Origin of the sequence: Phaeobacter italicus (assembly GCF_001258055.1) — a bacterium.
GTDB lineage: Bacteria > Pseudomonadota > Alphaproteobacteria > Rhodobacterales > Rhodobacteraceae > Phaeobacter > Phaeobacter italicus.
Genome location: NZ_CVRM01000022.1, coordinates 394,677 through 415,877, shown reverse-complemented (window position 1 = coordinate 415,877; position 21,201 = coordinate 394,677). Strand labels below are relative to the sequence as shown.

Below are 21,201 nucleotides of genomic sequence, written 5' to 3'. Positions count from 1 at the left end.
GCAGCCGCAGGTCACTCGCCCAATTTGGCGTGGACTTCATCCAGATCTATTTCACCCACCGGCATCTTGTTGGCCGGATTGTCGACGTCATATTTGAACACCTCGAAATCGCGTTTGTAGATTTCATAGACCAGATGCATCGACAGATCGTCGAAATAGTCTTCGACCGGATGGGCGCGTTTGGGGCCGTGGCCCTCGCTTTCGTTGAACCGCGGGATTGTGGCCAGATCCACCTGATGCGGCGTCTCAATGGTGTTCAGCACATCCTGCATGCCCTCGTTGAACCGCTCGGTCCAGATCACCTTGTTGTAGCGACCACCATTGCAGATGAAGGTAGAGACATGCCCTGATGTCGCTGACCAATGGATGTCGGGATCCATGGGACGACGAAAGCGGATGGTGTCGCGCACAAACAGCAAAAAGCGGCGAAAGCTCTTGATCTGGTCGAACTCCTGCTTGCCATCGTCGCCGCCGACATCAATGCCGTAATCGTAAATCAACCGCGGCACCAGATTGCCGCGATAGCGTTTGCCGTTGCGCTGGATGCCGCAGATCTTGTCGAAAAACGAGCTCAACACCCGCGTGTATGGATTGCGCACACAGGTAAAGGCATAAGTTTCCTGTCCCTGTACGGCGCGGACGATCTTGTCCTGGCTGTCGGGCAGCGCCCATTTGTGCAGACCGCTGGTCGCATCGTGAATGTCGCCGTCAAAGAACTGCCCATGATCGGAATAGTAAAGAATCTGACCGATGGTGGAGCAGGCGCATTTGGGCACTACGCGATACACCACGCTTTCGCTCTCTGTCATCCAAGTGCCTGGAAATCCCATCATCTGTCTCCGCTTGCCCTATCCGGCAATAATGTCAAAGCTGTTATTAAAACGCGAATAATCCGGTTTATTCAGACAGAATTCGTCAGTATCAAGGAAACAATCAAACAAAATAAGGCATCGGGGCGTCTTCATGGCGAAAATTGCATATGTGCTGCTCTGCCACAAAGACCCGGACGCCATTATCGAGCAGGCAGAGCGTCTGACGGCGGTTGGGGACTATATCGCGATTCATTTTGATGCCCGCTCTTCGGAAGCGGACTTTGACCGTATCCGGCAGGCGTTGCAGGACAATCCCCATGTCTGCTTTGCCCACAAGCGCATCAAATGCGGCTGGGGTGAATGGTCGTTGGTTGAGGCGACGTTGAAGGCCCTGGAAAGCGCGGTTGCGGCCTTTCCGCAGGCGACCCATTTCTACATGGTCTCTGGCGATTGCATGGCAATCAAAACCGCCGAATACGCCCACAGGCTGCTGGATGCGCGCGATTGCGACTACATCGAGAGCTTTGACTTCTTTCAGAGCGACTGGATCAAGACCGGCATGAAGGAAGACCGGCTGATCTATCGCCACGTGTTCAACGAACGCACCCAGAAGCGCCTGTTTGAACTGAGCCATCGCCTGCAAAAGCGGTTCGGCCTGCGCCGCAGCCCGCCAGAGGATTTGCAGATCCAGATCGGCAGCCAATGGTGGTGCCTGCGCCGTCGCACCATCGAATGGCTGCTGGATTTCATCCGCAAACGGCGTGACGTCGTGCGGTTTTTCCGCACCACCTGGATCCCGGATGAGACGTTTTTCCAGACCCTAGTCCGTCACCTCGTGCCAAGTGCTGAAATTGAATGCCGCACGCTCACCTTTCTGATGTTTTCAGACTACGGGATGCCGGTTCAATTCTACAACGACCACTACGATCTGCTGCTTGGGCAGGATTTTCTGTTTGCCCGCAAGATCAGCCCCGAAGCGGAAGAGCTGAAAGCACGGCTTGGCGCGCTCTACGCCGCCGAGAATGTTGAGTTTCAGATCTCTGACGAAGGACGCAACCTCTACTCTTTTCTCACCCAGCGCGGGCGCGTCGGCCTGCGCTTTGCGCCGCGGTTCTGGGAAACAGAGGGGACACTGGGGCGGGACCGAGAGTTGCTGATTATCACCTGCAAGAAATGGCACGTCGCCAAGCGGCTGATCGCCAAATTGCGCGAGATGAGCAACATTCCAGCGCTGGCCTATCTGTTCGACGAGGAAGGCACGGAGATGCCTGCGCTTGGCGGAATTGAAAAGACAATCTGGAAGCGGACGCGCCACCGCCGGGCCTTGGTGCGAATGTTGTTCGACTATTATGAAACCGACCGCATGGTGATCTGCCTGGATCCATCGGCCTTTGATCTGATGCAGGATTTCAGTTCAGATCGCTCGGTGACCCGCATTCTGCAGATCGATTGCACATTTGATGATGCCTATCTCATCGGTCACGCAGAGCGGATCGGCCTTGCCGGGCCGCAGACATCGCAGTCGGCACTGGACAGCATCTTGCCGACGATCCGCAATGACATTCAGTTTGAAACCGATCGCATCCGCGACGTGGGCTTTACACATTACGGGCTGATCCGCGATGGCGATACCGACGAGCAGATTGCCGATCAGTTGATCCCGTTCCTCGGCGTGGACCGCGACACCGCCCTGGCGCTGGCGCGCACGGAACATCTGTTTGCGGATTGATCCCCGCTTTCCGTCCGCCTCTGGCCGAGACAGGGACCCGGCAACAAAAAACCGGGACGCACCTGCCCCGGTTCCATTTCTCGTCTCGTGGCGCGCGACGGCCTAGCTTGACTTCCAGCTGCTGAGCCAACGGCGCAGCCGCCCCTGACGTTCCGCGATTGCATCCCCCGCCGCATACAGGCTGTCTTCGACGTTTTCGACCATTGGATCAATCCGGGCCCGGCGGAACCTGCGCCAGCGGACATAGATCGCCCAGAAGACGGCTGCCAGCACGATGAGGAAGATGATAGTGAACCAGTTGGTCGGCTTATCGTCCGGCCCTGCGACCGTGCGGATCGTCACGGCATTGGGAAACGCAGACAGGAATTCATTGCGCCACCCATAGTGCATCACTGCCACCCACTCGGGGTTGGCCTTTGTGGAAATGCTGTCATTGGCGTCGGTGTAGAGATTGGCGGTGTCGAACTTGAAATACGGCGGCCAGTTCCAGCCAGTGTCTTCGTTCCGGTAGACGATGTTGCGCCCGTTCGGACGCACGGCCTGAATGAACTGCACGTCGCGATTGCTGATCTCGGCGGACTGGCTATCGGGCGTCGACCAGAAAATCCGGGTCCAGTCGTTCAGCTCCTGGCGTTCCTCGTAGGTGTTGACGATCCGAACCACGTCATATTGCGGCAGCGTGTAGTGCAGAAAGGCACCAAACAGCACCCAGATGGTGATCAGGAAAACCCATTTGATGGTACGCATCGCGCCACCTCACATGAAATTAATGACATAGACCAAGAGCATCAGAGCCCCCAGCGGAATGATATAGACCAGCAGGATCAGTTTGCGTCTGAACGAGCGGTCGTATTGCCTCAGCCCCCGCTGGATGAAGGCCGCGCGGTCGCCGGTCAACCCCTTCTGTTGCCAGCGACGGCGGAGTTTGGCGCGCCGCACCTCGCGCGAGTAGAGAGAGACCGCCAGATAGACGAGTGTGAGCCCCACAAACAGGATCAGAACGAGGCGGAAAAACCCAAACATCACTGGCCACCGATCTGCATGAGATTGGATCTTGTGTCGGTTATGACCATGTCCAGCTGCATCTGCCCTCTCGCCCCGCCTTGCAGAGATATGGGATAAGTAAACAGAGTTTACATCCCCCCTCCCAAAACGCAAAACAGCCCGGCCGTTGGGTTCGGGCCGGGCTGCAAGGGCATTCGCAATGGCGTGGTGGTCAGACGGGCTGAACCTTGCTCAGGATCAAGAAGGTCATCAAGCCGAAAGGCGGCAACGGCTGGTTTTCCTCAAGTGCAAGATCATCTTCGCTGAGGACCGTTTCGATCTGGAAATCGGAATGCCAGCCCAAAAGGTTTGCAAATGGCGCGGAGGCCCGTTCGAGAAAGGCCAGAACCCCTTTGTCGCGCAGGAAATGGTTGGTGACGACCAGCTTGCCACCGGGTTTTAGCACGCGGGCGATTTCCCCCATCACCTGTTCCGGGTCAGGAACGACAGACAGCACGTGCATGGCCGAAACCGTGTCAAAGGTGGCATCGGGAAAATCAAGCTGGCGGGCATCCATCTGACGCAGTGCCTCGATGTTATCGAGATTGTTGTCCTGCACCCGTTGGCGCGCCTTTTCCAGCATGTCCTCGCTGAAATCGATGCCGGTCACTTTGAGGTCTGGTTTGTAAAGAGGGAGGGACAGGCCCGTACCGACACCCACCTCAAGCAGACGACCGGTCCGGTTCGCGTTCACATAACCAACCGCGCGCTTGCGTCCGACGTTGGTGATTGCGCCAAAAGTTCTGTCATAAACCGGCGCCCAACGCGCGTATGACGATTCAACTGCCTTGATATCCAATTTCCCACCCTAACAACTACACGCCGTCCTCCGGCGTTTTTCTTCGTACCAACCCCCAGGCCACCATGGCAGCGTACCCAAGGCACAGGATCACAAGTGTTATCCATGCGTAAATCAGGACAGCCGCTCCCGCAAAGGCAAAACCGACCAGGAAGTACTTCACATTTTCACGCGAAATCTTGACCGCCTTGAGAGACCAGGTTGGCACATGGCTGATCATAAGCAATCCGATGACAACCATGTGAATGCAGATCAGCACATCAGGGATCACCGGCGCATCTGCAAAGGCAAAGGAAATAAACATCGGCAGCATCGCCAAAAGAGCCCCGGCCGGTGAGGGAACACCAACAAAATAAATGCTTTTGGCGGCGACTTTTTCTTCTGATTTTGTGGAGACGTTAAATCGGGCCAGACGCACGACGCAGCAGACCGAGAAGACCAGAACCGCCAGCCAACCAAGGCCCCGCATGTCCTGCAGCGCCCAATAGTAGATCACCAGTGGTGAGGCGACGCCGAAGTTCAGGAAATCCGCCAGCGAATCCAGCTCGGCTCCCATTTTGCTGTCGCTGCGCAGGATTCGCGCAAGCCGTCCGTCAAAGCCATCCAAAATGGCCGCTGCCAGGATCAGCTGAACCGCGAGCGTATAGTTGCCCTGCACCCCAAACCGGATGGCAGACAGACCCGCGCAGATCGCAGCAATGGTCATCATGTTGGGCAGCAACTGGATCAGCGCGTATTCGGAACGTCGTTTTTCTGGGCGGTCGGTCATTATGGTGATGTCCTTCTTCGCGGCATATTTGCCTGCGGTCGCGGCGCAAAGCGCCATCAGCGACATATGCCTGAACCAACGCCGCCGCGCAACGGCTGGTCCACCTGCGGACAGCTTGGGCAGCTTGGGCAGGGCTGGCTGGGCAGGCACGGGTTGGCACAAACGAAACGGCACCGTGCAATGCACGGTGCCTGGCCCAACGGTGAGCGCCCGTCAGGGCGCAGAGCAGGCGGGAGCCCCACCTGCCCCACAAGATACGGATCCTGCGCGATCAGCCGACCACGTTGAACTCCGGCCCGTAGGGGTATTTGGTGATGTTTTCGTTGCCGTCCTCGTGGATGATCAGGATGTCATGCTCACGGTAGCCCCCGGCGCCCGGCTGGCCATCAGCGATGGTCAGCATCGGCTCCATCGAAATCACCATGCCCGGCTCAAGCACCGTGTCGATGTCCTCACGCAGTTCAAGGCCCGCCTCGCGGCCATAATAGTGCGACAAGACACCAAACGAATGGCCATAGCCGAAGGTGCGGTACTGCAGCAGATCCTGCTCTTCAAAGAAGGCGTTGATCTGATGGGTGATTTCCGCACAGCTCGCCCCCGGTTTCAAAAGCGAGATACCCAGTTCATGGGCCGCCACATTGGCCTCCCAGATGCGCAGGGACTCGGCGTCGACCTCTTTCACGAACATGGTGCGTTCCAGCGCGGTGTAATAGCCGGAAATCATCGGGAAGGTGTTCAGCGACAGGATGTCCCCGCGCTCCAGCCGGCGGCCCGTCACCGGGTTGTGGGCGCCGTCGGTGTTGATGCCCGACTGGAACCAGACCCAGGTGTCACGGTACTCCGCATCCGGGAAGCGCTTGGCAATCTCCAGCTCCATCGCGTCACGGCCCGCCATCGCCACATCGATCTCACGCGCGCCTTCCTTGACCGCATCGCGGATCGCAAAGCCGCCAACGTCGGCCACCGCCGCACCGGCGCGGATAATCTCCAGCTCAGCCGCGGATTTGCCCATCCGCTGGCGCATGGTCGGCTCGTAGAGGTCAACCAGCTGCGATGGCTTCAGGAAATGTTCCAGCTTGGCCTTTTGCAGCAGGGTCAGGTGATCGCTCTCATAGCCGACGGCAACACCCTCGCCGCTTACCGACAGGATGGCACGCCAGAAATTGTCGCGCTGCCAGTCGGTGTAGGTGATGTTGTCGCAGAACGACCGGCGCCAGGGCTGGCCCGCGTCGATGCCAGCCGAGATGGTCACGGCCTCGGAGGCGGTTACCACCAGGCCGTAGGGGCGACCAAAGGCACAGTACGTGAAGCCCGAGTAGTAGGAGATATTGTGCATCGATGTGAAAACAGCAGCGGACACACCGGTGTCTGCCATGATCTTGCGCAGGCCTGCGATCCGCGCCTCATATTCAGAGACAGCAAACTGCAGCGGCGCCTTTTCGCCGTTGTGAAAACGATACATTTCAGGACGTGAAGTCATAGTGACCCTTCCATCTTACAAGAAAGGTCCCGGCGTTCAGGACGTAATTTTGAGATTTGAAACGGGCAGCATGCCAAGCATGCGGCGACGCCATCGCCTTCCCGTCCCGACACAATGGGCGAAGCGGCCCGCCGCCGCTAGCCCGAAATCACCAACCATCGCCGAAAAACGACATCTCTCAAACAGAAAGGACCGCGGATATCCACGGTCCTTTCGCCAAATGGTCTGGCGGGGTTAGGTCACCAGCAACTTCACCAGATCGCTTTCCGGATCTGCGAGGGGTTCGATCACGTTGAAATGGTGCCTGCCAAAGGCAATGACGTGATCTGCCTCCCAGGCTTCGGTCAGCCAGACGGCCTGATCCAAAAACGCAGGGCGTTCCTCTCCGCCCACCCAGACAGTGACCTCGGCGGGATAGCGGTCTTGCATATCCACCGGGCTTTCGGCGGCGGCGCTGGCTGCGTCCATCTTGAACTTGTCGTTCATTGAAGTCCGCAAAAGTGGTCTCAAATCCGCCAGCGGCGAAATCGGCACCACCCTCTGGATGCGCTCTCCGACGTCTGCAGGCAGCAACGACCGGTCCAGCATCCGCGCGACGAGATGCCCACCAGCGGAATGTCCGGCCAGCGAGATCGGCCCTGCCACCTCTGCCGCGATGGCAGTCACAGCCGCCGCAATCTGGCTGGTGATATCGGCAATCCGAACCCCGGGGCACAAATCATAGGAAGGCAGTGCCACCGCATACCCGTGGGCCAAAGCCCCGACCGCAAGATGCGACCAACTGGACTTATCGAAGGCCAGCCAATAGCCGCCATGGACAAAAATCATCAGGCCCTTGGGCTCTCCCTCCGGGAAAAACAGATCATATGCCTGACGCGGGCTTTCACCGTAGGAAACATCAATCCGCGAGCGTTCCCGCATCGCATTGCGGAAATCCTCGGCTGAGGCTGCCCAGCGTGGCGGATAGCTTGCTGCATTCTCGATATAGACCCCGTTGGCATAGGCATCATCCAATTCCATGCCAGCCCTCCCCTTATGTGTTGTTTGCCCTACCTGACTATCTTGAGAAGAACATGTCAAACGCACAGGAGCTGTCATCTGGCGGGCTCATCAATGGTTGCCCCATGAGGTCAGCCCTCTATCTGCCGCTGGATTTGATCAAATTCTGGACTCATCACTCTTTCTGGACATATCAAGTGACAGCTGATTTCCATTTCCAGCAAACGACATCCGGGAGACAAGCCATGCTTGACGCGACTACAGATCTGAAATCCCTGCTCAAAGACACCAGCCTGCTGGAAAGCCGGGCCTACGTCGGCGGCCAGTTCGTTGATGGAGAGGACGGCACCTTTGACGTGATCAACCCGGCCCGTGGCGACGTGATCGCGCAGGTGGCCGATGTCAGCCGCAGCCAGGTGGCGGGCGCCATCGCACAAGCAGAGGCAGCACAAAAGGACTGGGCCAAATGGACTGGCAAGGAACGCGCAGCCGTATTGCGCAAATGGTTCGACCTGATGATGGAAAACCAGGAAGACCTGGCCGTAATCCTGACCGCTGAAATGGGCAAACCCCTGGCAGAAGCGCGCGGCGAGATCGGCTATGGCGCCTCTTTCATTGAGTTCTTTGCCGAAGAAGCCAAACGCATCTATGGCGAGACCATTCCGGGCCACCAACGTGACAAACGCATCACTGTTTTGAAACAACCCATCGGCGTTGCGGCTTCGATTACACCGTGGAATTTCCCCAATGCGATGATCACCCGCAAGGCGGGGCCCGCACTGGCAGCAGGCTGCGCCTTTGTCGCACGCCCAGCCGAGTTGACGCCTCTTTCTGCGACCGCTCTGGCCGTATTGGCAGAGCGCGCAGGCATCCCCGCCGGTGTGTTCAACGTTGTCACCTCTTCCAATGCATCAGAGACCGGCAAGGAGTTCTGCGAGAACAACGCCGTGCGCAAGCTGACCTTTACAGGCTCTACCGAAGTGGGTCGCATCCTGATGCGGCAGGCGGCAGACACTGTTATGAAATGCTCGATGGAACTGGGCGGCAACGCGCCCTTTATCGTCTTTGATGACGCCGATCTCGACGCTGCTGTCGAAGGAGCCATCATGTGCAAGTTCCGCAACAACGGCCAAACCTGCGTTTGCGCCAACCGGATCTATGTGCAGGCTGGGGTATACGACGCCTTTGCCGCCAAGCTGAAGGACGCCGTGGCCAAGATGACGGTTGGCGACGGTCTGGCAGAGGGCACCCAGTTTGGCCCGCTGATCAACCAGAAAGCCGTCGAAAAAGTGCAGGCGCATATTGCCGACGCAAAGGAGAAAGGCGCAGAGGTGATCCTGGGCGGCAATCCCTCTGAACTGGGCGGCACCTTTTTTGAGCCGACAATCCTTACCGGCGCGACCCAGGACATGGTTTTCTCTCAGGACGAAACCTTTGGACCGATGGCACCCCTCTTCAAATTCGAAACCGAAGATGACGTGATCGACATGGCCAATGACACCATCTTTGGTCTCGCCTCTTATTTCTACGCCAAGGATCTGAGCCGGGTCTACAAGGTCGCCGAAGCGCTGGAATATGGGATCGTCGGCGTCAACACCGGCATCATCTCGACAGAGGTGGCCCCGTTTGGCGGGGTCAAGCAGTCAGGCCTGGGCCGTGAAGGAAGCCATCACGGCATCGAGGACTATCTGGAGATGAAATACATCTGCATGTCGGTCTGATCCGCCTCACAAGGCCCCGTCAAGCGGTTGTCGGGGCCTTGCATCATCAAAACTACATCAAACCGTCACAGTCCCGTTAGGCAGAAACGGCAGGAGCAAGGGCAGTCCATTGTCCAACTTTCGGAGTAGCCGATGTTTCCGCGCCTCATGTGCCTGACCTCTGCGCTGGCCCTCACCACCGGTGCCGCCCAGGCAGAGAAATCCTTTAACCGCATTGCCGCCTTTCCCGTTGTCCAGAACATGACTGCCGGTGAGGATCAAACGCGCGAATCCTCGCCAGAGATCATCGACGCGACCGCAGATGGCATGACGCTGGTCTATACCGACAGCCCAATGCAGGCGCTGGGGCTGATTGATATCACCGACCCTGCCAAACCCGCACCCAAGGGCAATATCGCCCTGCCCGGCGAACCCACATCGGTCGCAGTTATTGGCAGCACGGCCTATGTCGGCGTGAATACCTCTGAAAGCTACACGCAACCCTCGGGCCTGCTGAAATCCATCGACACTGAAACGGGCTCTGAAACGGGCTCCTGCGACCTGGGTGGTCAGCCGGATTCTGTCGCGAAATCCAAGGACGGCGGCTTTCTCGCTGTGGCGATCGAAAACGAGCGGGACGAAGACCTGAACGATGGCATGCTGCCACAGATGCCTGCAGGCAACCTTGTCTTGGTGGATACCACCAAGACGGGCCTTGATTGCGCGTCGATGAAGGTCGTGAGCCTGACAGGCCTTGCCGATATCGCAGGCGAGGATCCGGAGCCTGAATATGTCTCGATCAACGGGCTGGGGGAAACCGTCGTCACGTTGCAGGAAAACAACCACCTGGTGGTCGTCTCCAAGAACGGCGAGATCGTGACGCATTTCTCTGCCGGTTCGGTGGATCTTGACGGGATCGACGCAACTGACGAACGCGGCGCGCTGATCTTCAACGAAAGCCAGACCGCGCGACTGCGTGAACCCGACGCCGTTACCTGGATCGACGACACGCACTTTGCCACCGCAAACGAAGGGGACTATCAGGGAGGTTCGCGCGGTTGGACGATCTTCAACAAGGACGGCACTGTCGTCTACGACAGCGGCACCTCCTTTGAACATGCCATCGTGCAGATTGGCCACTACCCCGACAAACGCTCTGACGCAAAGGGCGTCGAACCCGAAAGCGTGACCTTCGCTGAATTTGACGGCACACCCTATGTGTTTGTCGGAGCGGAGCGCGCATCAGTTGTCGGCGTCTACGATGTCAGCGATCTGGCCAATCCGGTGCTCACACAGCTGTTGCCCTCGGGTGTTGGCCCGGAAGGTTACGCAGTCCTGCCGGAACGCAACCTGCTGGTCTCTGCCAACGAGAAAGACCTGATCGAGGACAAGGGCCCCCGCGCGCACGTGATGATGTACGAGTTGCAAGACGGCGCCCCCAACTATCCACATCTGACCTCTGCCGGGGCGGAGGAACTGATCGGCTGGGGCGCACTCTCTGGCATGGTGGCGGATGCGGATGGCATGATCTACGCGGTCAACGACAGCTTCTACGGCTTCCAGCCTTCGATCTTCAAAATTGATCCCAGCCAGACGCCTGCCCGTATCGTCGACGTGATCCGCATCCATCGGCAAGACGGCAACCCGGCCCAGAAACTTGATCTCGAAGGCATCACGCTGGACGGCAACGGCGGGTTTTATGTCGCCTCGGAAGGGCGCACTGATCGGGTGACCCCACATGCCATCTATCACGTCTCCAAAGACGGGCTCATCAAAGCCAAGAAGGGCGAAATCGGACTGCCTGCCGAGCTGATGGCAGTTGAACGACGCTTTGGCTTTGAAGGCATCACCAAGGTCGGTGACACGCTGTGGATGGCGGTCCAGCGGGAATGGAAAGATGACCCCAAGAACCACGTCAAACTGGTGGCCTATAATCTTGAGACCAAGGAATGGGGTGCGGTGCACTACCCCAAGGCAGAGCCTGACACCGGTTGGGTTGGTCTCTCGGAGATCGTGGCCCACGGCGATCATGTCTACGTGATTGAGCGCGACAACCAGCATGATTTCCGCGCTGTCACCAAAAAGGTCTATCGCATCCCGCTGGCCGAAATGCAGCCCGCACCGCTGGGTGGCGAACTGCCGGTTGTCAGCAAGGAGCTGGTGCGCGATCTGCTGCCGGATCTGACCGCAACGGGCGGCTATGTGCTGGACAAGGTCGAAGGCCTCGCGATCACCGCCGAGGGAGAAGGCTATATCCTGACCGACAACGACGGTGTTGATGATGCCTCGGGCGAGACGATGTTCTTCTCGATTGGGCCTGTGGATACGGCCACGACCAACTGATCCGACCCGTTCTTTTGACAAACGCAAAACAGCCCCCGGTGGATTGCCGGGGGCTGTTGTGGTTCATCAGGGGTGCAGCCATCCGTGCAGCTCACCCCTGTCTGAAGTCAGATCAGTTGACCGGCTTGGCGTCCAGTTTCGGCGCTTTGGTCGATGCGATTTCGATCCGGCGGGGTTTCAGCGCCTCGGGCACTTCCCGGTGCAGATCGATATGCAGCATCCCGTCAGAATGGCTCGCGCCTGTGACCCGCACGTGATCAGCCAGCGTAAAGCGGCGCTCAAAGGCGCGGGTGGCGATGCCGCGGTGGAGATACGTGCGGTCGCTGTCGTCGTCGGATTTCTTGGCCGAGACAACAAGGGCATTTTCCTTGACCTCGACGCTCAGATCCTCTTCGGAGAAACCGGCGACGGCAATCGAGATCCGATACGCATCAGCTGCGTTTTTTTCGATGTTGTAGGGCGGGTAGCTCGGCTGGGCCACGTCGGTGCTCAGAGCACGATCCATGAGATCTGCGATCTGGTCAAAACCGATGGTGGCACGGTGCAGCGGGGCAAAATCAAAACTACGCATTTTTCATCCTCATCTTGAGCGATTTTCTAGCGTGCCCTCCCCTCTGGGACGGGCATCAGGTTGCTCGGGCCCCGATCGACGGCGACCCGATGACACTGAGATAAGGACTGTTTTGAGGGGTTCAAGAGGTCGGGCAACTGCGGATGTCGCGCGCCTAGTTCTTGATGAATTTCGCCCCACCCGACCGGGCCCGTTCGCCGACACGCACACGACCCACACCGGGGGGCATCTGACCGGCGGATCGGCCATTTCCAAGCTGAGCCCGCAGCAAATCCAGCTCTTCCGCCAGCGCAGAGCCCAGCGCCACTTGCTGACCAGAGACTTCAGCCTTGGCCGACACCACAGACACGATACGTGCTCGCCCCCCTTCGAACGAGAACACAGGCGCCCCCGAAGAGCCGTAGTCGACATCACAGGACATCACCAACACCCCCTCCTGGCGGGCCATTACGGCGCAAACGTCCTGCAAAGATGGCGCCTCAGAGCGATCATGGGCATAAGAAACCACGCCGATCCGCGCCCCTTTCTGAGGGCGCAAACTGGTCTCAAATGGGGTGACGGTCGTGTTGCGGATCGGGCGCTGTAGCTGCAACAAAGCAATGTCATTGCGCACCCGATCCGTCGACAGCTCTCCGTCGAATACATAGTTCGGATGGATCACCGCCTGGCGTACACTGCGATAGGCCGAGGCACGCCCATTTCGCCACCCCGCCAGAAACTCGATCGTTTGCGGGGCAATCCGGGTGCGGCTGTCGCGATCAAACAGACAGTGCGCCGCAGTAAGGACCAGATCAGGGGCAATCAAGGCACCGGTGCAAAAGCCCTCTCCATTCACGTCGAGCCGCCCAACGGCCTGCCAATCCCGGCCAGCCTCGGTTGTCTCCAACCGCTGCAGACGGCTGTCCTGCGCCTGCGAAACCTGCGGCGCCGCAATGGCAAGAAGCGGCACCAGAAGCACGGCACATGCACGCGCGAGCCGCCACTTCCCTGCTGCCATGTCTTTGGCCAGTGCTGCCATAAGTGATGTGCTCCGCGCTGAAATTGCCTGCCGTCTGGGATAACGCCCCCTTCAGGCGAAATTACGGCACAGACCGGGCAATTGCACCCGCGAAAACACAACACCCCGCCGATGACAGGCGGGGCGTCGCTTACTGTGATTTGCGATAGCGCAGCGGCATCAGCGCAGGATCGGCACCTCTCCCGCACGGCTGACGGTGTTCCCTGCCTCCATTGCGCGGGGCTTGGGCCCACCAGTGGCCCAGTCCAGCAGCTCAACTGTGTGGACAATGGGCAGCCCGGTGGCCGAACCGATCTGCATCATGCAGCCGATATTCCCGGCTGCGATCAGATCGGGGTTCCTGGCCTCAAGCGTCTTGACCTTCCGCGCCTTCAGCTCGGCTGAAATCTCCGGCTGCATCAGGTTATAGGTCCCCGCAGAGCCGCAACACAGATGCGGATCAGCCGGCTCAACGATCTTGAACCCTGCCCGTTTCAACAGCGTCTTCGGATGGGTCTTGATCTGCTGGCCATGTTGCAGAGAGCAAGCAGCATGATAGGCAACGGTCAGCTCTTTGTCTGCCCCCTCTGGCAGATCCAGCTGCATCAGCAGCTCTGATATATCCATCGCCAACGACGACACCCTTGCCGCATCCTCTGCCAGCGGATCGTTACGGAACATATGCCCATAGTCCTTCACAGTCGTGCCGCACCCGGAGGTGTTGATGACAATCGCGTCCAGCCCCTGGCCGTCCATCTCTGCACACCAGGCCCGGATATTCTTGGCTGCGGTCGCATGGCTTTCGTCTTCGCGGCCCATGTGATGGGTCAACGCCCCGCAACATCCCGCACCTTCGGCCACCACCACCTCGCAGCCAAAGCGGCGCAAAAGACGGATTGTCGCGTCATTGATATCAGTGTTGAGCGCCTTTTGCGCACAGCCCGTCATCAGAGCCACCCGTTTCCTGCGCGGGCCAGTTGGATGGAAACTCTGCGGATCGTCGTTGCGGCTCACCGGTGGGATGTGCTTTGGCGCCATATCCAGCATCGCCCGCAGCCGCGCATCCGGAACAAGACCACGAAACGGGCGGGCCAGCTTTGCCCCGAACAAGGCAAGCCGGAAACGACCGGGATAGGGGAGGATTCGCGCCAGCAGCCAGCGCAACGCGCGGTCGCTCCAGGGGCGGTCATAGTGCTTTTCGATATAGGCACGGGCATGATCGACCAGATGCATGTAATGCACCCCAGACGGGCAGGTCGTCATACAGGCCAGGCACGACAGGCAGCGATCGATATGTTTGACCGTCTTGGCATCCGGCGTGCGCTGGTTTTCCAGCATATCCTTGATCAGGTAGATCCGGCCACGGGGGCTGTCCAACTCGTCTCCCAGCACCTGATACGTCGGACAGGTCGCTGTGCAAAAACCGCAATGCACGCAGGTTCGCAATATCTCATTGGCGCGCTGGGTGCCGGGATCCTGGAGCTGCTCTTCGGTAAAGGTCGTTTGCATATCTTTATCCCATCAGTCCCGGACTGAGGATCGCGCGCGGATCGAACTGCGCCCTGAGCCCGGCAGAAATCGCGGCCAGCGGGGCGGGCTCTGGCTGAAAGCGCGCAATGGCGCCACGTGTCTGCGCGCTGGCCCGCACCAATGTGGCATGGCCCGGCACGTTCATTCGGGCACGCAAATCGGTTCCCTCTTCCATCAAGGCCCAGATCAATCCGCCGCCCCAGTCGAACTGCAGCGCTGTCGCCCCCAGCGTCTGCGCCAAAACGATCGCATCAGACGGTTTGACCGAGATCCGCCAGACGTCTCCCGGTTTGTCATGAAAGGCCGCAACGTCGCGGATTCCCTCCCACAAGGCAGCGCCTTCGCCCAGCGTCATACGCGCCTCGCCAAATTTCGCCAGCGCCTGCAAGAGCGCCTCGCCGCGATACGCAACCGAGGTCTCAAACCCCTCAACCCGGATGAAGACGGTGCCCGCATCAGGGTCATATGCCGCCCCGGTCACATCATAGGGCGATCCCAAAGCAACCGACATCGCCGCCACCGCTGTCGCCAGATCAGCCACGTCAACAGCAACCGTCCCGCAGGCCTCGGCCATTGGCAGCACCTTCAGGGACAGCTCGCTCAGCACCCCCAGGGTGCCATATGCACCGGCCATCAGCTTGACCAGATCATAACCCGTCACGTTCTTCATCACCCGGCCACCGTTGCTCAGGACATCGCCCCGACCATCCACAAACCGCACCCCCAAAAGAAAATCGCGCGCTGCTCCGGATTGGATGCGCCGGGGCCCAGAGGTGTTGGCGGCAAAGACCCCGCCCATGGTCGGCACCCCCTGCGTGCCAAGCAATCCACGGTGATCCATAGGCTCAAAGGCCAGGCGCTGGTTCTCGCCCGCAAGGATCTTCTTCACCTCTTCAACAGGCGTGCCGGCCTGCACCACCAGCGTAAGCGCGCCGGGCTCATACAGGGTCACACCGCTAAGACCGGCGACCGACAGTGGATCCCCCTCCCCCGAACTGCCACGGGTGCCACCGCCCCGGATGCTCATAGGTCCCTTGGCGGCCGCAATGATGTCGGCCAGTTCGGCCTCGCTCTGAGGTGTCATGGTTTCACCTTTTCAAAAATACTCTGGGGGTGTGGGGGCAAAGCCCCCGCGACTGGCCCGCATCAAGGGCCTGTCAGGCCAGTTCCTATTCTGCGGCCATTGCGGGCGCGCGGCGGCTCTGTGTTGTGGACAAGGGAAAGACCTTGGCCGGGTTGAGCAGCCATTTCGGATCAAAGACATCCTTTACCCGCAACTGGGCCTCGATATCGGCTGGCCGGTACTGATGCAGCATCAGGTCACGCTTTTCGATACCGACACCGTGTTCACCGGTCAGACACCCCCCCACCTCAACGCAGAGTTTAAGGATCTCGGCGCCAAAGGCCTCGCAGGTTTCCAGATCGCCGGGCTTGTTGGCATCAAACAGGATCAGCGGATGCATGTTGCCGTCACCGGCATGGAATACATTTGCAACGGCCAGTCCGAATTCCTTGCTCATCTCACCGATCCGGCGCAGCACATGCGGCAGCGAGGTCACAGGGATCGTTCCATCAAGGCACATATAGTCGTTGATTTGCCCCATGGCGCCAAAGGCGGATTTGCGACCCAGCCAGATCCGGGCGGCTTCATCGCTGTCGGTGGCCTCGCGCAGTTCAACAGGGTTATGCGATCTCGCAATATCGGTGATCAGTCGGAGCTGGTGGTCAATCTCTGCTTCGCTGCCCTCGACTTCGATGATCAGCAGCGCCTCACACATCGGATAACCCGCTTTGGCAAAGGCTTCGCAGGCCTCGATACAGGGTCGATCCATGAACTCGATCGCAACCGGCAGAACACCGGCCTTGATGATATCGCTGACACAGGCGCCTGCCACCTCATTGCTGTCATATCCGATCAGAACGGGGCGGGCGCCTTCAGGTTTGCGCAGGATCCGAAGGGTGGCCTCTGTCACCACGCCAAGCTGTCCCTCACTGCCACAGATCACCCCCAGAAGGTCGAGGCCGCCAGCGTCCAAATGAGCCCCCCCGATTTCAACCACGGTGCCATCCATCATCACCATGGTCACCCCCATGAGATTGTTGGTCGTCACCCCGTATTTCAGGCAATGCGCTCCGCCGGAGTTCATGGCGATATTGCCTGCGATTGCACAGGCCAGCTGTGAAGACGGATCAGGCGCGTAAAAGAAGTCTTCCTCCTCGACCGCACCCGATACGCTGAGGTTGGTACGCCCTGTCTGTACGCGGATTGTGCGGTTCGCATAATCCGTTTCCAACACGTCGTTCATGCGGGCCACACCAAGGATCACACAATCCGCCGTCGGGAGCGCCCCGCCGGCCAGCGAGGTTCCGGCCCCGCGCGGCACCACTGGCACCCCCTCTTCGTGGCAGATCCGCAGGACGTCGGAAACCTCCTGTGTGCTGCGCGGCAGCACAGCCAGAAGCGGTGGGCATTTGTAGGCCGTCAGCGCATCACACTCATAGGCACGGGTCTCTGCCTCGTCCTCGATCACCGCGTCAGCGGGCAGGACCTTGGCCAGACGCTCAACCAGCCGCGACTTGCAGGCCAGAATGGCGGGGTTCGGGGATGGCATCTCCATGGGGCTCTCCTCTTTGGTAAAATAATATGACCAATTTTCCGATCTGGCAAGCCAGTTGTTCGGCGGGTAAGTTGACCACATGACATTGATTGACCGACTGGCCCTGTTCTCTCCTCTCGATTTGATTGCCTGCACCCTGCTTTTGCTGAGCTGGCTGAGCATTGGCTGGCGCATTGAAAACGCGCCCAAGGGCAAACCATCAGTTTCAGAACTGATGGCACAGTTCCGGCATGAGTGGATGATCCAGATGGTGTCACGCCAGCCGCGTATCTTTGATGCCCAATTGATCAGCAACCTGCGTCAGGGAACGGCGTTTTTCGCGTCAGCCTCGATGATTGCAATCGGCGGCGGCCTGGCGCTGATTGGCAACACCGACCAGCTGGTCGGTGTCGCGCGCAACCTCAGCCTCGACAGTGCGCCAGCCTTTGTCTGGGACGTGAAAATCCTGCTGGTCCTTCTGCTGCTAAGCAACGCGTTCCTGAAATACGTTTGGGCTCACCGGCTATTTGGCTACTGCTTTGTCCTGATGGGAGCAGTGCCAAACAGTGGAGACGCCCCCAATGCGTTCAAACGCGCAGAGCAGGCCGCGGATCTGTCGATCACTGCCGCCCGGAGCTTTAACCGTGCGATGCGATCAACCTATTTCTCGCTGGCCTCTGTCGCTTGGCTGGTGGGCCCACTTGCCCTGATCGCCACGACGTTGATCACCCTCGCGGTTCTTTACCGGCGCGAATTTGCCTCGCAATCCCGCCAGATCCTGCAACGTCTGCCAGCGGATACAAAGCCCCCGCAAACTTCTGCCTAACACCGGGCACCTTGCGAAATGTCAAAGACAGCCGGGCGAATCCGACCTAGGCTGGATCCATGTTGAAAGCTCTGACCCTTGCCTGTGCCACCTGTCTGCCCATCGCTGCCTGGGCCGATGATCCGCGCATCCTTGAGGCAACCGCAACCCAAACCGGCAGCAGCTGGCGGATCAGCGTAACGCTGAGCCACCCGGACACCGGCTGGGATCATTATGCTGATGGCTGGCGGGTTCTGGACATGGACGGCAATCCGCTTGGCCTGCGCGAGCTGGTGCATCCCCATGTCAACGAACAGCCATTTACCCGGTCGCTGGCAGGAGTGGCGATCCCGGATGGCACTGAACAGGTCAAAATCCAGGCGCGTTGCAATGTCGATGGATGGGCAGAGGCGTCCTATATCCTCGTGCTCAACTGCGACGCCAGCTGCTAGGCGAGTAGCGCCGGGCAGCTGTCAGACCCGGTGATAGGGACTGCCTGCCAGGATCGTGGCGGCGCGATAGACCTGCTCTGCCAGCAGGACCCTGACCAGCATATGCGGCCAGACCATCTTGCCCAGAGAGATGGAAAAATCTGCCTCAGCACGCAGGCTGGGATCGATCCCATCCGCGCCACCGATGACAAAGGCGACATCCTGGCGCCCTGTATCGCGCCAATCAGCCAGCCGTTTCGAGAAATCCGGTGACGTCAAAAGCTTGCCACGTTCATCCAGCGTACAGATGACAGCCCCCTTGGGGATTGCCTTGCGCAGGAGATCAGCCTCGGCAGCCATCCCTGCATTTTTCTTGTCCTCGACTTCGATCACCTTGCAGGGGCCAAGACCCAAGGCCCGGCCCGTACGGTCAAACCGCTCAAGATAGTCATCAATGAGCTGCTTCTCCGGGCTGGCCCGTAGGCGCCCGACCACACAAAAATGAAGTCGCATGGAAGATCTTTCGATTCGGGCCTGCAGGGATCAGCGGCGCATTGCCGTGGCAACTGGCGCCAAGGATCGCACAGGCCGATCCAGTCAGAACCGGCCTACCCGGTTCTGCGGTCAGGCTGTCTTCAGTTCTCGCTCTGCGCTGGTGAGGTGCCAGCAGGAAGCCACATCTTTTCGAGTTGATAGAACTCGCGCACTTCCGGACGGAACAGATGGATGATGATATCGCCAGTGTCGATCAACACCCAATCGCCAGTATCCTTGCCCTCGACCTTGCACAGCAGGCCGTAGTCCTGCTTCAGCCGGTCGGCAAGTTTCTCGGCCATGGACGCGACCTGACGGGTCGAACGGCCCGAGGCAATAACCATGTGATCGCCAATGGCTGTCTTGCCGCGCAGATCGATCTGCACAACATCTTCGGCCTTGTCGTCATCAAGCGAGGAAAGAACACGCGCCAGCAGCTGATCGCTGGTCGGCTGTGATTTGGTGGCCATTACAGCCACACCGCGGCCTGCATCTTGGGCCGCCTGAGGTTCGGGTGACAGGACATTGTCCTCCTTGTAGCGCGCCGCCGGTCCCCCGGCGCTGGGGTAGTCTCAATTTAGCAAGGCAGACGTGCTTTTTCAATGAACCTTAAACGAGAGGCTGCATTGCGTGGCACGCAGGCCCACCACCTCCCCCACGGGAATGGCTCAACCACTCTCTGCGCTCTCTCCACCGCGGGTTTCAGCGACTTCAACCGACAGCGCATCATTCATCACCCGCACCTCCCGCTGCGGGAACGGAATGGACACGCCCGCGTCTTTAAACGCATCCCACAAAGCCAGATAGACGTTGCCACGAATATTGGTGAGACCTCCGGTGGGGTCATCAATCCAGAACCGCAACACATAATCCACGCTGCTATCGCCAAATCCGATGATGTGACACACCGGCGCGCGCTTGCCGCCGCTGAGCACACGGCTGACCCCTTTTGCGGCGTCGATAGCCACGCGCCGCACCTCGTGCGGGTCATCCCCATACGCGGTGCCGAACTTCAGATCCAGCCGGACGAATCGATCCGAGTGAGACCAGTTCACCACCTCATTGGTGATGAAATCCTCGTTCGGAATCAGGTATTCGCGCCCATCCCGTGTGACCACAGACACATAGCGCGCGCCAAGGGAATTGATCCAGCCAAAGGTCTCGCCGAGCGAAATCACATCCCCCGGCTTGATGGATTTATCCAACAGGATGATGAGGCCTGAAACGAGATTGGACACCACCTTCTGCAGACCGAAACCAAGACCAACACCAATCGCGCCGGACAGAACCGCAAGGCCGGTGAGATCAATGCCTATCGCCTTCAGCCCGATGAAAAAGGCCCCGCCAAGCAGAAGGATCTGAGCGAGCTTTGCTCCGAGGACCTGCATCGAGGGCGAAATGTCGGGATTGTTGCGGATCCTGTTTGCCGCCACGGATGAAACCGCGCGCGCCAGCGTAAGCATAACCCCCAGGATCACGATGGCCTGCACGATGAGGAACAGGGAAATCCTCAGATCGCCAAAATCAATCGCTATACTGTCGAGAAAGGCCGTCGCCTCGGCCGTCAGACCCAGAATTCTAAGGGTAATCCACACCCACGCGCCGTATTTGACCATCTTGCGCAGCAGCGGATTGGCCACGAGACGGGTGGCAAAGGACACGATCAGCCAAGCCAGCGACAGGTTGGCGATCACCACAAGCACCCGCGAGCGACTTGGCCAGGTGATCTCTTGCATGATGAGGACCGTGGACCAGATCAAAAGCACAAAAAGGATCCCTCTGATCCGTTTATGCACCACAAGCCCTGCCCGGATCCGCCACTTTGGCCATCCTGCGCGGCCTCGCAGCCAGTCATGAAAGCTGGCCGCAATCGGACGCGCCAGCAGCGCCGCAATCAGAAATAGGCCCGCAGCGATGCCCAGTTGGTAGGCATTCCAAGGCCGCAGCAGAACCTCAGCCGTATCTGTCAGAAAAGCCCACAGCTGCTGGCCAAACTCGATCGCCTCTGCCGTGCTCTCAGCCAGCGCATCTTTTGTTTCGATCTGTTCTTCCGGATCCATG

General features: G+C 59.1%; 20 protein-coding genes. 5 read left to right on the top strand and 15 right to left on the bottom strand.

What is annotated here, in order from left to right; all coding sequences use genetic code 11:
- Window positions 1-11: 11 nt before the first annotated feature.
- The gene (locus NIT7645_RS10785) at window positions 12-830 is read right to left on the bottom strand and encodes a sulfotransferase family protein (protein WP_008560237.1); all 819 of its coding nucleotides are present in this window, start codon (window positions 828-830) and stop codon (window positions 12-14) included.
- A 133-nt stretch (window positions 831-963) separates the two neighbouring features.
- Between NIT7645_RS10785 and NIT7645_RS10780 the strand changes: the two genes are divergently transcribed.
- Window positions 964-2,541, top strand: a complete 1,578-nt coding sequence (locus NIT7645_RS10780; RefSeq protein ID WP_008562045.1) for a DUF5928 domain-containing protein — start codon at window positions 964-966, stop codon at window positions 2,539-2,541.
- Between the two features lie 102 nt (window positions 2,542-2,643).
- Here the strand turns inward: NIT7645_RS10780 and NIT7645_RS10775 are convergent, their stop codons facing one another.
- The 6 genes from NIT7645_RS10775 to NIT7645_RS10750 form a co-directional block, all read right to left on the bottom strand.
- Complete coding sequence (locus NIT7645_RS10775; RefSeq protein ID WP_008561354.1) at window positions 2,644-3,288, bottom strand: DUF1523 family protein; 645 nt, start codon at window positions 3,286-3,288, stop codon at window positions 2,644-2,646.
- Between the two features lie 9 nt (window positions 3,289-3,297).
- Window positions 3,298-3,564, bottom strand: a complete 267-nt coding sequence (locus tag NIT7645_RS10770; protein ID WP_008560965.1) for a hypothetical protein — start codon at window positions 3,562-3,564, stop codon at window positions 3,298-3,300.
- Between the two features lie 193 nt (window positions 3,565-3,757).
- A complete protein-coding gene (locus NIT7645_RS10765) occupies window positions 3,758-4,384 on the bottom strand; it encodes a class I SAM-dependent methyltransferase (RefSeq protein ID WP_008559890.1) in 627 nt (208 codons plus the stop codon).
- Window positions 4,385-4,400: 16 nt separating this feature from the next.
- Window positions 4,401-5,153, bottom strand: coding sequence for a CDP-alcohol phosphatidyltransferase family protein (locus NIT7645_RS10760; RefSeq protein ID WP_037303066.1), 753 nt, complete (start codon window positions 5,151-5,153; stop codon window positions 4,401-4,403).
- A gap of 271 nt (window positions 5,154-5,424) precedes the next feature.
- A complete protein-coding gene (locus NIT7645_RS10755; RefSeq protein WP_050687044.1) occupies window positions 5,425-6,633 on the bottom strand; it encodes an aminopeptidase P family protein in 1,209 nt (402 codons plus the stop codon).
- Window positions 6,634-6,867: 234 nt separating this feature from the next.
- Window positions 6,868-7,653 (bottom strand): hormone-sensitive lipase, encoded by a 786-nt coding sequence (locus NIT7645_RS10750; RefSeq protein WP_050687042.1) that lies wholly within the window; start codon window positions 7,651-7,653, stop codon window positions 6,868-6,870.
- 224 nt (window positions 7,654-7,877) lie between these two features.
- Between NIT7645_RS10750 and NIT7645_RS10745 the strand changes: the two genes are divergently transcribed.
- Entirely contained in the window at window positions 7,878-9,353 is a 1,476-nt protein-coding gene (locus NIT7645_RS10745; RefSeq protein WP_050687039.1) for an NAD-dependent succinate-semialdehyde dehydrogenase, read from the top strand.
- Between the two features lie 132 nt (window positions 9,354-9,485).
- On the top strand, window positions 9,486-11,675 hold the full coding sequence (locus NIT7645_RS10740) for an esterase-like activity of phytase family protein (RefSeq protein WP_050687037.1): 2,190 nt from the start codon (window positions 9,486-9,488) through the stop codon (window positions 11,673-11,675).
- Between the two features lie 112 nt (window positions 11,676-11,787).
- Here the strand turns inward: NIT7645_RS10740 and NIT7645_RS10735 are convergent, their stop codons facing one another.
- From NIT7645_RS10735 to NIT7645_RS10715, 5 genes are all read right to left on the bottom strand, one after another.
- A complete protein-coding gene (locus tag NIT7645_RS10735) occupies window positions 11,788-12,246 on the bottom strand; it encodes an Hsp20 family protein (protein WP_050687036.1) in 459 nt (152 codons plus the stop codon).
- A gap of 154 nt (window positions 12,247-12,400) precedes the next feature.
- Window positions 12,401-13,264 carry a trypsin-like serine peptidase gene (locus NIT7645_RS10730; protein WP_110732337.1) on the bottom strand — a complete coding sequence of 288 codons (864 nt, stop codon included), beginning with the start codon at window positions 13,262-13,264 and terminating at the stop codon, window positions 12,401-12,403.
- A 159-nt stretch (window positions 13,265-13,423) separates the two neighbouring features.
- Complete coding sequence (gene glcF / locus NIT7645_RS10725; protein ID WP_050687033.1) at window positions 13,424-14,752, bottom strand: glycolate oxidase subunit GlcF; 1,329 nt, start codon at window positions 14,750-14,752, stop codon at window positions 13,424-13,426.
- A 4-nt stretch (window positions 14,753-14,756) separates the two neighbouring features.
- Window positions 14,757-15,857, bottom strand: coding sequence for an FAD-binding protein (locus tag NIT7645_RS10720; RefSeq protein ID WP_050687031.1), 1,101 nt, complete (start codon window positions 15,855-15,857; stop codon window positions 14,757-14,759).
- A gap of 85 nt (window positions 15,858-15,942) precedes the next feature.
- On the bottom strand, window positions 15,943-17,391 hold the full coding sequence (locus NIT7645_RS10715; RefSeq protein WP_050687029.1) for an FAD-linked oxidase C-terminal domain-containing protein: 1,449 nt from the start codon (window positions 17,389-17,391) through the stop codon (window positions 15,943-15,945).
- Window positions 17,392-17,470: 79 nt separating this feature from the next.
- Between NIT7645_RS10715 and NIT7645_RS10710 the strand changes: the two genes are divergently transcribed.
- A complete protein-coding gene (locus NIT7645_RS10710; RefSeq protein ID WP_050687027.1) occupies window positions 17,471-18,196 on the top strand; it encodes a DUF599 domain-containing protein in 726 nt (241 codons plus the stop codon).
- Between the two features lie 59 nt (window positions 18,197-18,255).
- Window positions 18,256-18,627 carry a hypothetical protein gene (locus NIT7645_RS10705; RefSeq protein WP_050687025.1) on the top strand — a complete coding sequence of 124 codons (372 nt, stop codon included), beginning with the start codon at window positions 18,256-18,258 and terminating at the stop codon, window positions 18,625-18,627.
- Between the two features lie 21 nt (window positions 18,628-18,648).
- On the opposite strand, the gene rlmH is transcribed toward NIT7645_RS10705, so the two are convergent.
- The 3 genes from rlmH to NIT7645_RS10690 all read right to left on the bottom strand — a co-directional run bounded on the left by rlmH (window position 18,649) and on the right by NIT7645_RS10690 (window position 21,200).
- On the bottom strand, window positions 18,649-19,119 hold the full coding sequence (gene rlmH, locus NIT7645_RS10700; RefSeq protein ID WP_037302670.1) for a 23S rRNA (pseudouridine(1915)-N(3))-methyltransferase RlmH: 471 nt from the start codon (window positions 19,117-19,119) through the stop codon (window positions 18,649-18,651).
- Window positions 19,120-19,241: 122 nt separating this feature from the next.
- A complete protein-coding gene (gene rsfS, locus NIT7645_RS10695; RefSeq protein WP_008562485.1) occupies window positions 19,242-19,610 on the bottom strand; it encodes a ribosome silencing factor in 369 nt (122 codons plus the stop codon).
- A gap of 198 nt (window positions 19,611-19,808) precedes the next feature.
- A complete protein-coding gene (locus NIT7645_RS10690) occupies window positions 19,809-21,200 on the bottom strand; it encodes a mechanosensitive ion channel family protein (protein ID WP_050687023.1) in 1,392 nt (463 codons plus the stop codon).
- Between the last annotated feature and the right edge of the window lies 1 nt (window position 21,201).

Excerpts from the sequence above, each read along its gene's own strand:
- NIT7645_RS10785 (WP_008560237.1), bottom strand. The coding sequence starts at position 830 with ATGGGATTTCCAGGCACTTGGATGACAGAGAGCGAAAGCGTGGTGTAT.
- NIT7645_RS10780 (WP_008562045.1), top strand. The coding sequence starts at position 964 with ATGGCGAAAATTGCATATGTGCTGCTCTGCCACAAAGACCCGGACGCC.
- NIT7645_RS10775 (WP_008561354.1), bottom strand. The coding sequence starts at position 3,288 with ATGCGTACCATCAAATGGGTTTTCCTGATCACCATCTGGGTGCTGTTT.
- NIT7645_RS10770 (WP_008560965.1), bottom strand. The coding sequence starts at position 3,564 with ATGTTTGGGTTTTTCCGCCTCGTTCTGATCCTGTTTGTGGGGCTCACA.
- NIT7645_RS10760 (WP_037303066.1), bottom strand. The coding sequence starts at position 5,153 with ATGACCGACCGCCCAGAAAAACGACGTTCCGAATACGCGCTGATCCAG.
- NIT7645_RS10755 (WP_050687044.1), bottom strand. The coding sequence starts at position 6,633 with ATGACTTCACGTCCTGAAATGTATCGTTTTCACAACGGCGAAAAGGCG.
- NIT7645_RS10750 (WP_050687042.1), bottom strand. The coding sequence starts at position 7,653 with ATGGAATTGGATGATGCCTATGCCAACGGGGTCTATATCGAGAATGCA.
- NIT7645_RS10745 (WP_050687039.1), top strand. The coding sequence starts at position 7,878 with ATGCTTGACGCGACTACAGATCTGAAATCCCTGCTCAAAGACACCAGC.
- NIT7645_RS10740 (WP_050687037.1), top strand. The coding sequence starts at position 9,486 with ATGTTTCCGCGCCTCATGTGCCTGACCTCTGCGCTGGCCCTCACCACC.
- NIT7645_RS10735 (WP_050687036.1), bottom strand. The coding sequence starts at position 12,246 with ATGCGTAGTTTTGATTTTGCCCCGCTGCACCGTGCCACCATCGGTTTT.
- NIT7645_RS10730 (WP_110732337.1), bottom strand. The coding sequence starts at position 13,264 with ATGGCAGCACTGGCCAAAGACATGGCAGCAGGGAAGTGGCGGCTCGCG.
- glcF (WP_050687033.1), bottom strand. The coding sequence starts at position 14,752 with ATGCAAACGACCTTTACCGAAGAGCAGCTCCAGGATCCCGGCACCCAG.
- NIT7645_RS10720 (WP_050687031.1), bottom strand. The coding sequence starts at position 15,857 with ATGACACCTCAGAGCGAGGCCGAACTGGCCGACATCATTGCGGCCGCC.
- NIT7645_RS10715 (WP_050687029.1), bottom strand. The coding sequence starts at position 17,391 with ATGGAGATGCCATCCCCGAACCCCGCCATTCTGGCCTGCAAGTCGCGG.
- NIT7645_RS10710 (WP_050687027.1), top strand. The coding sequence starts at position 17,471 with ATGACATTGATTGACCGACTGGCCCTGTTCTCTCCTCTCGATTTGATT.
- NIT7645_RS10705 (WP_050687025.1), top strand. The coding sequence starts at position 18,256 with ATGTTGAAAGCTCTGACCCTTGCCTGTGCCACCTGTCTGCCCATCGCT.
- rlmH (WP_037302670.1), bottom strand. The coding sequence starts at position 19,119 with ATGCGACTTCATTTTTGTGTGGTCGGGCGCCTACGGGCCAGCCCGGAG.
- rsfS (WP_008562485.1), bottom strand. The coding sequence starts at position 19,610 with ATGGCCACCAAATCACAGCCGACCAGCGATCAGCTGCTGGCGCGTGTT.
- NIT7645_RS10690 (WP_050687023.1), bottom strand. The coding sequence starts at position 21,200 with ATGGATCCGGAAGAACAGATCGAAACAAAAGATGCGCTGGCTGAGAGC.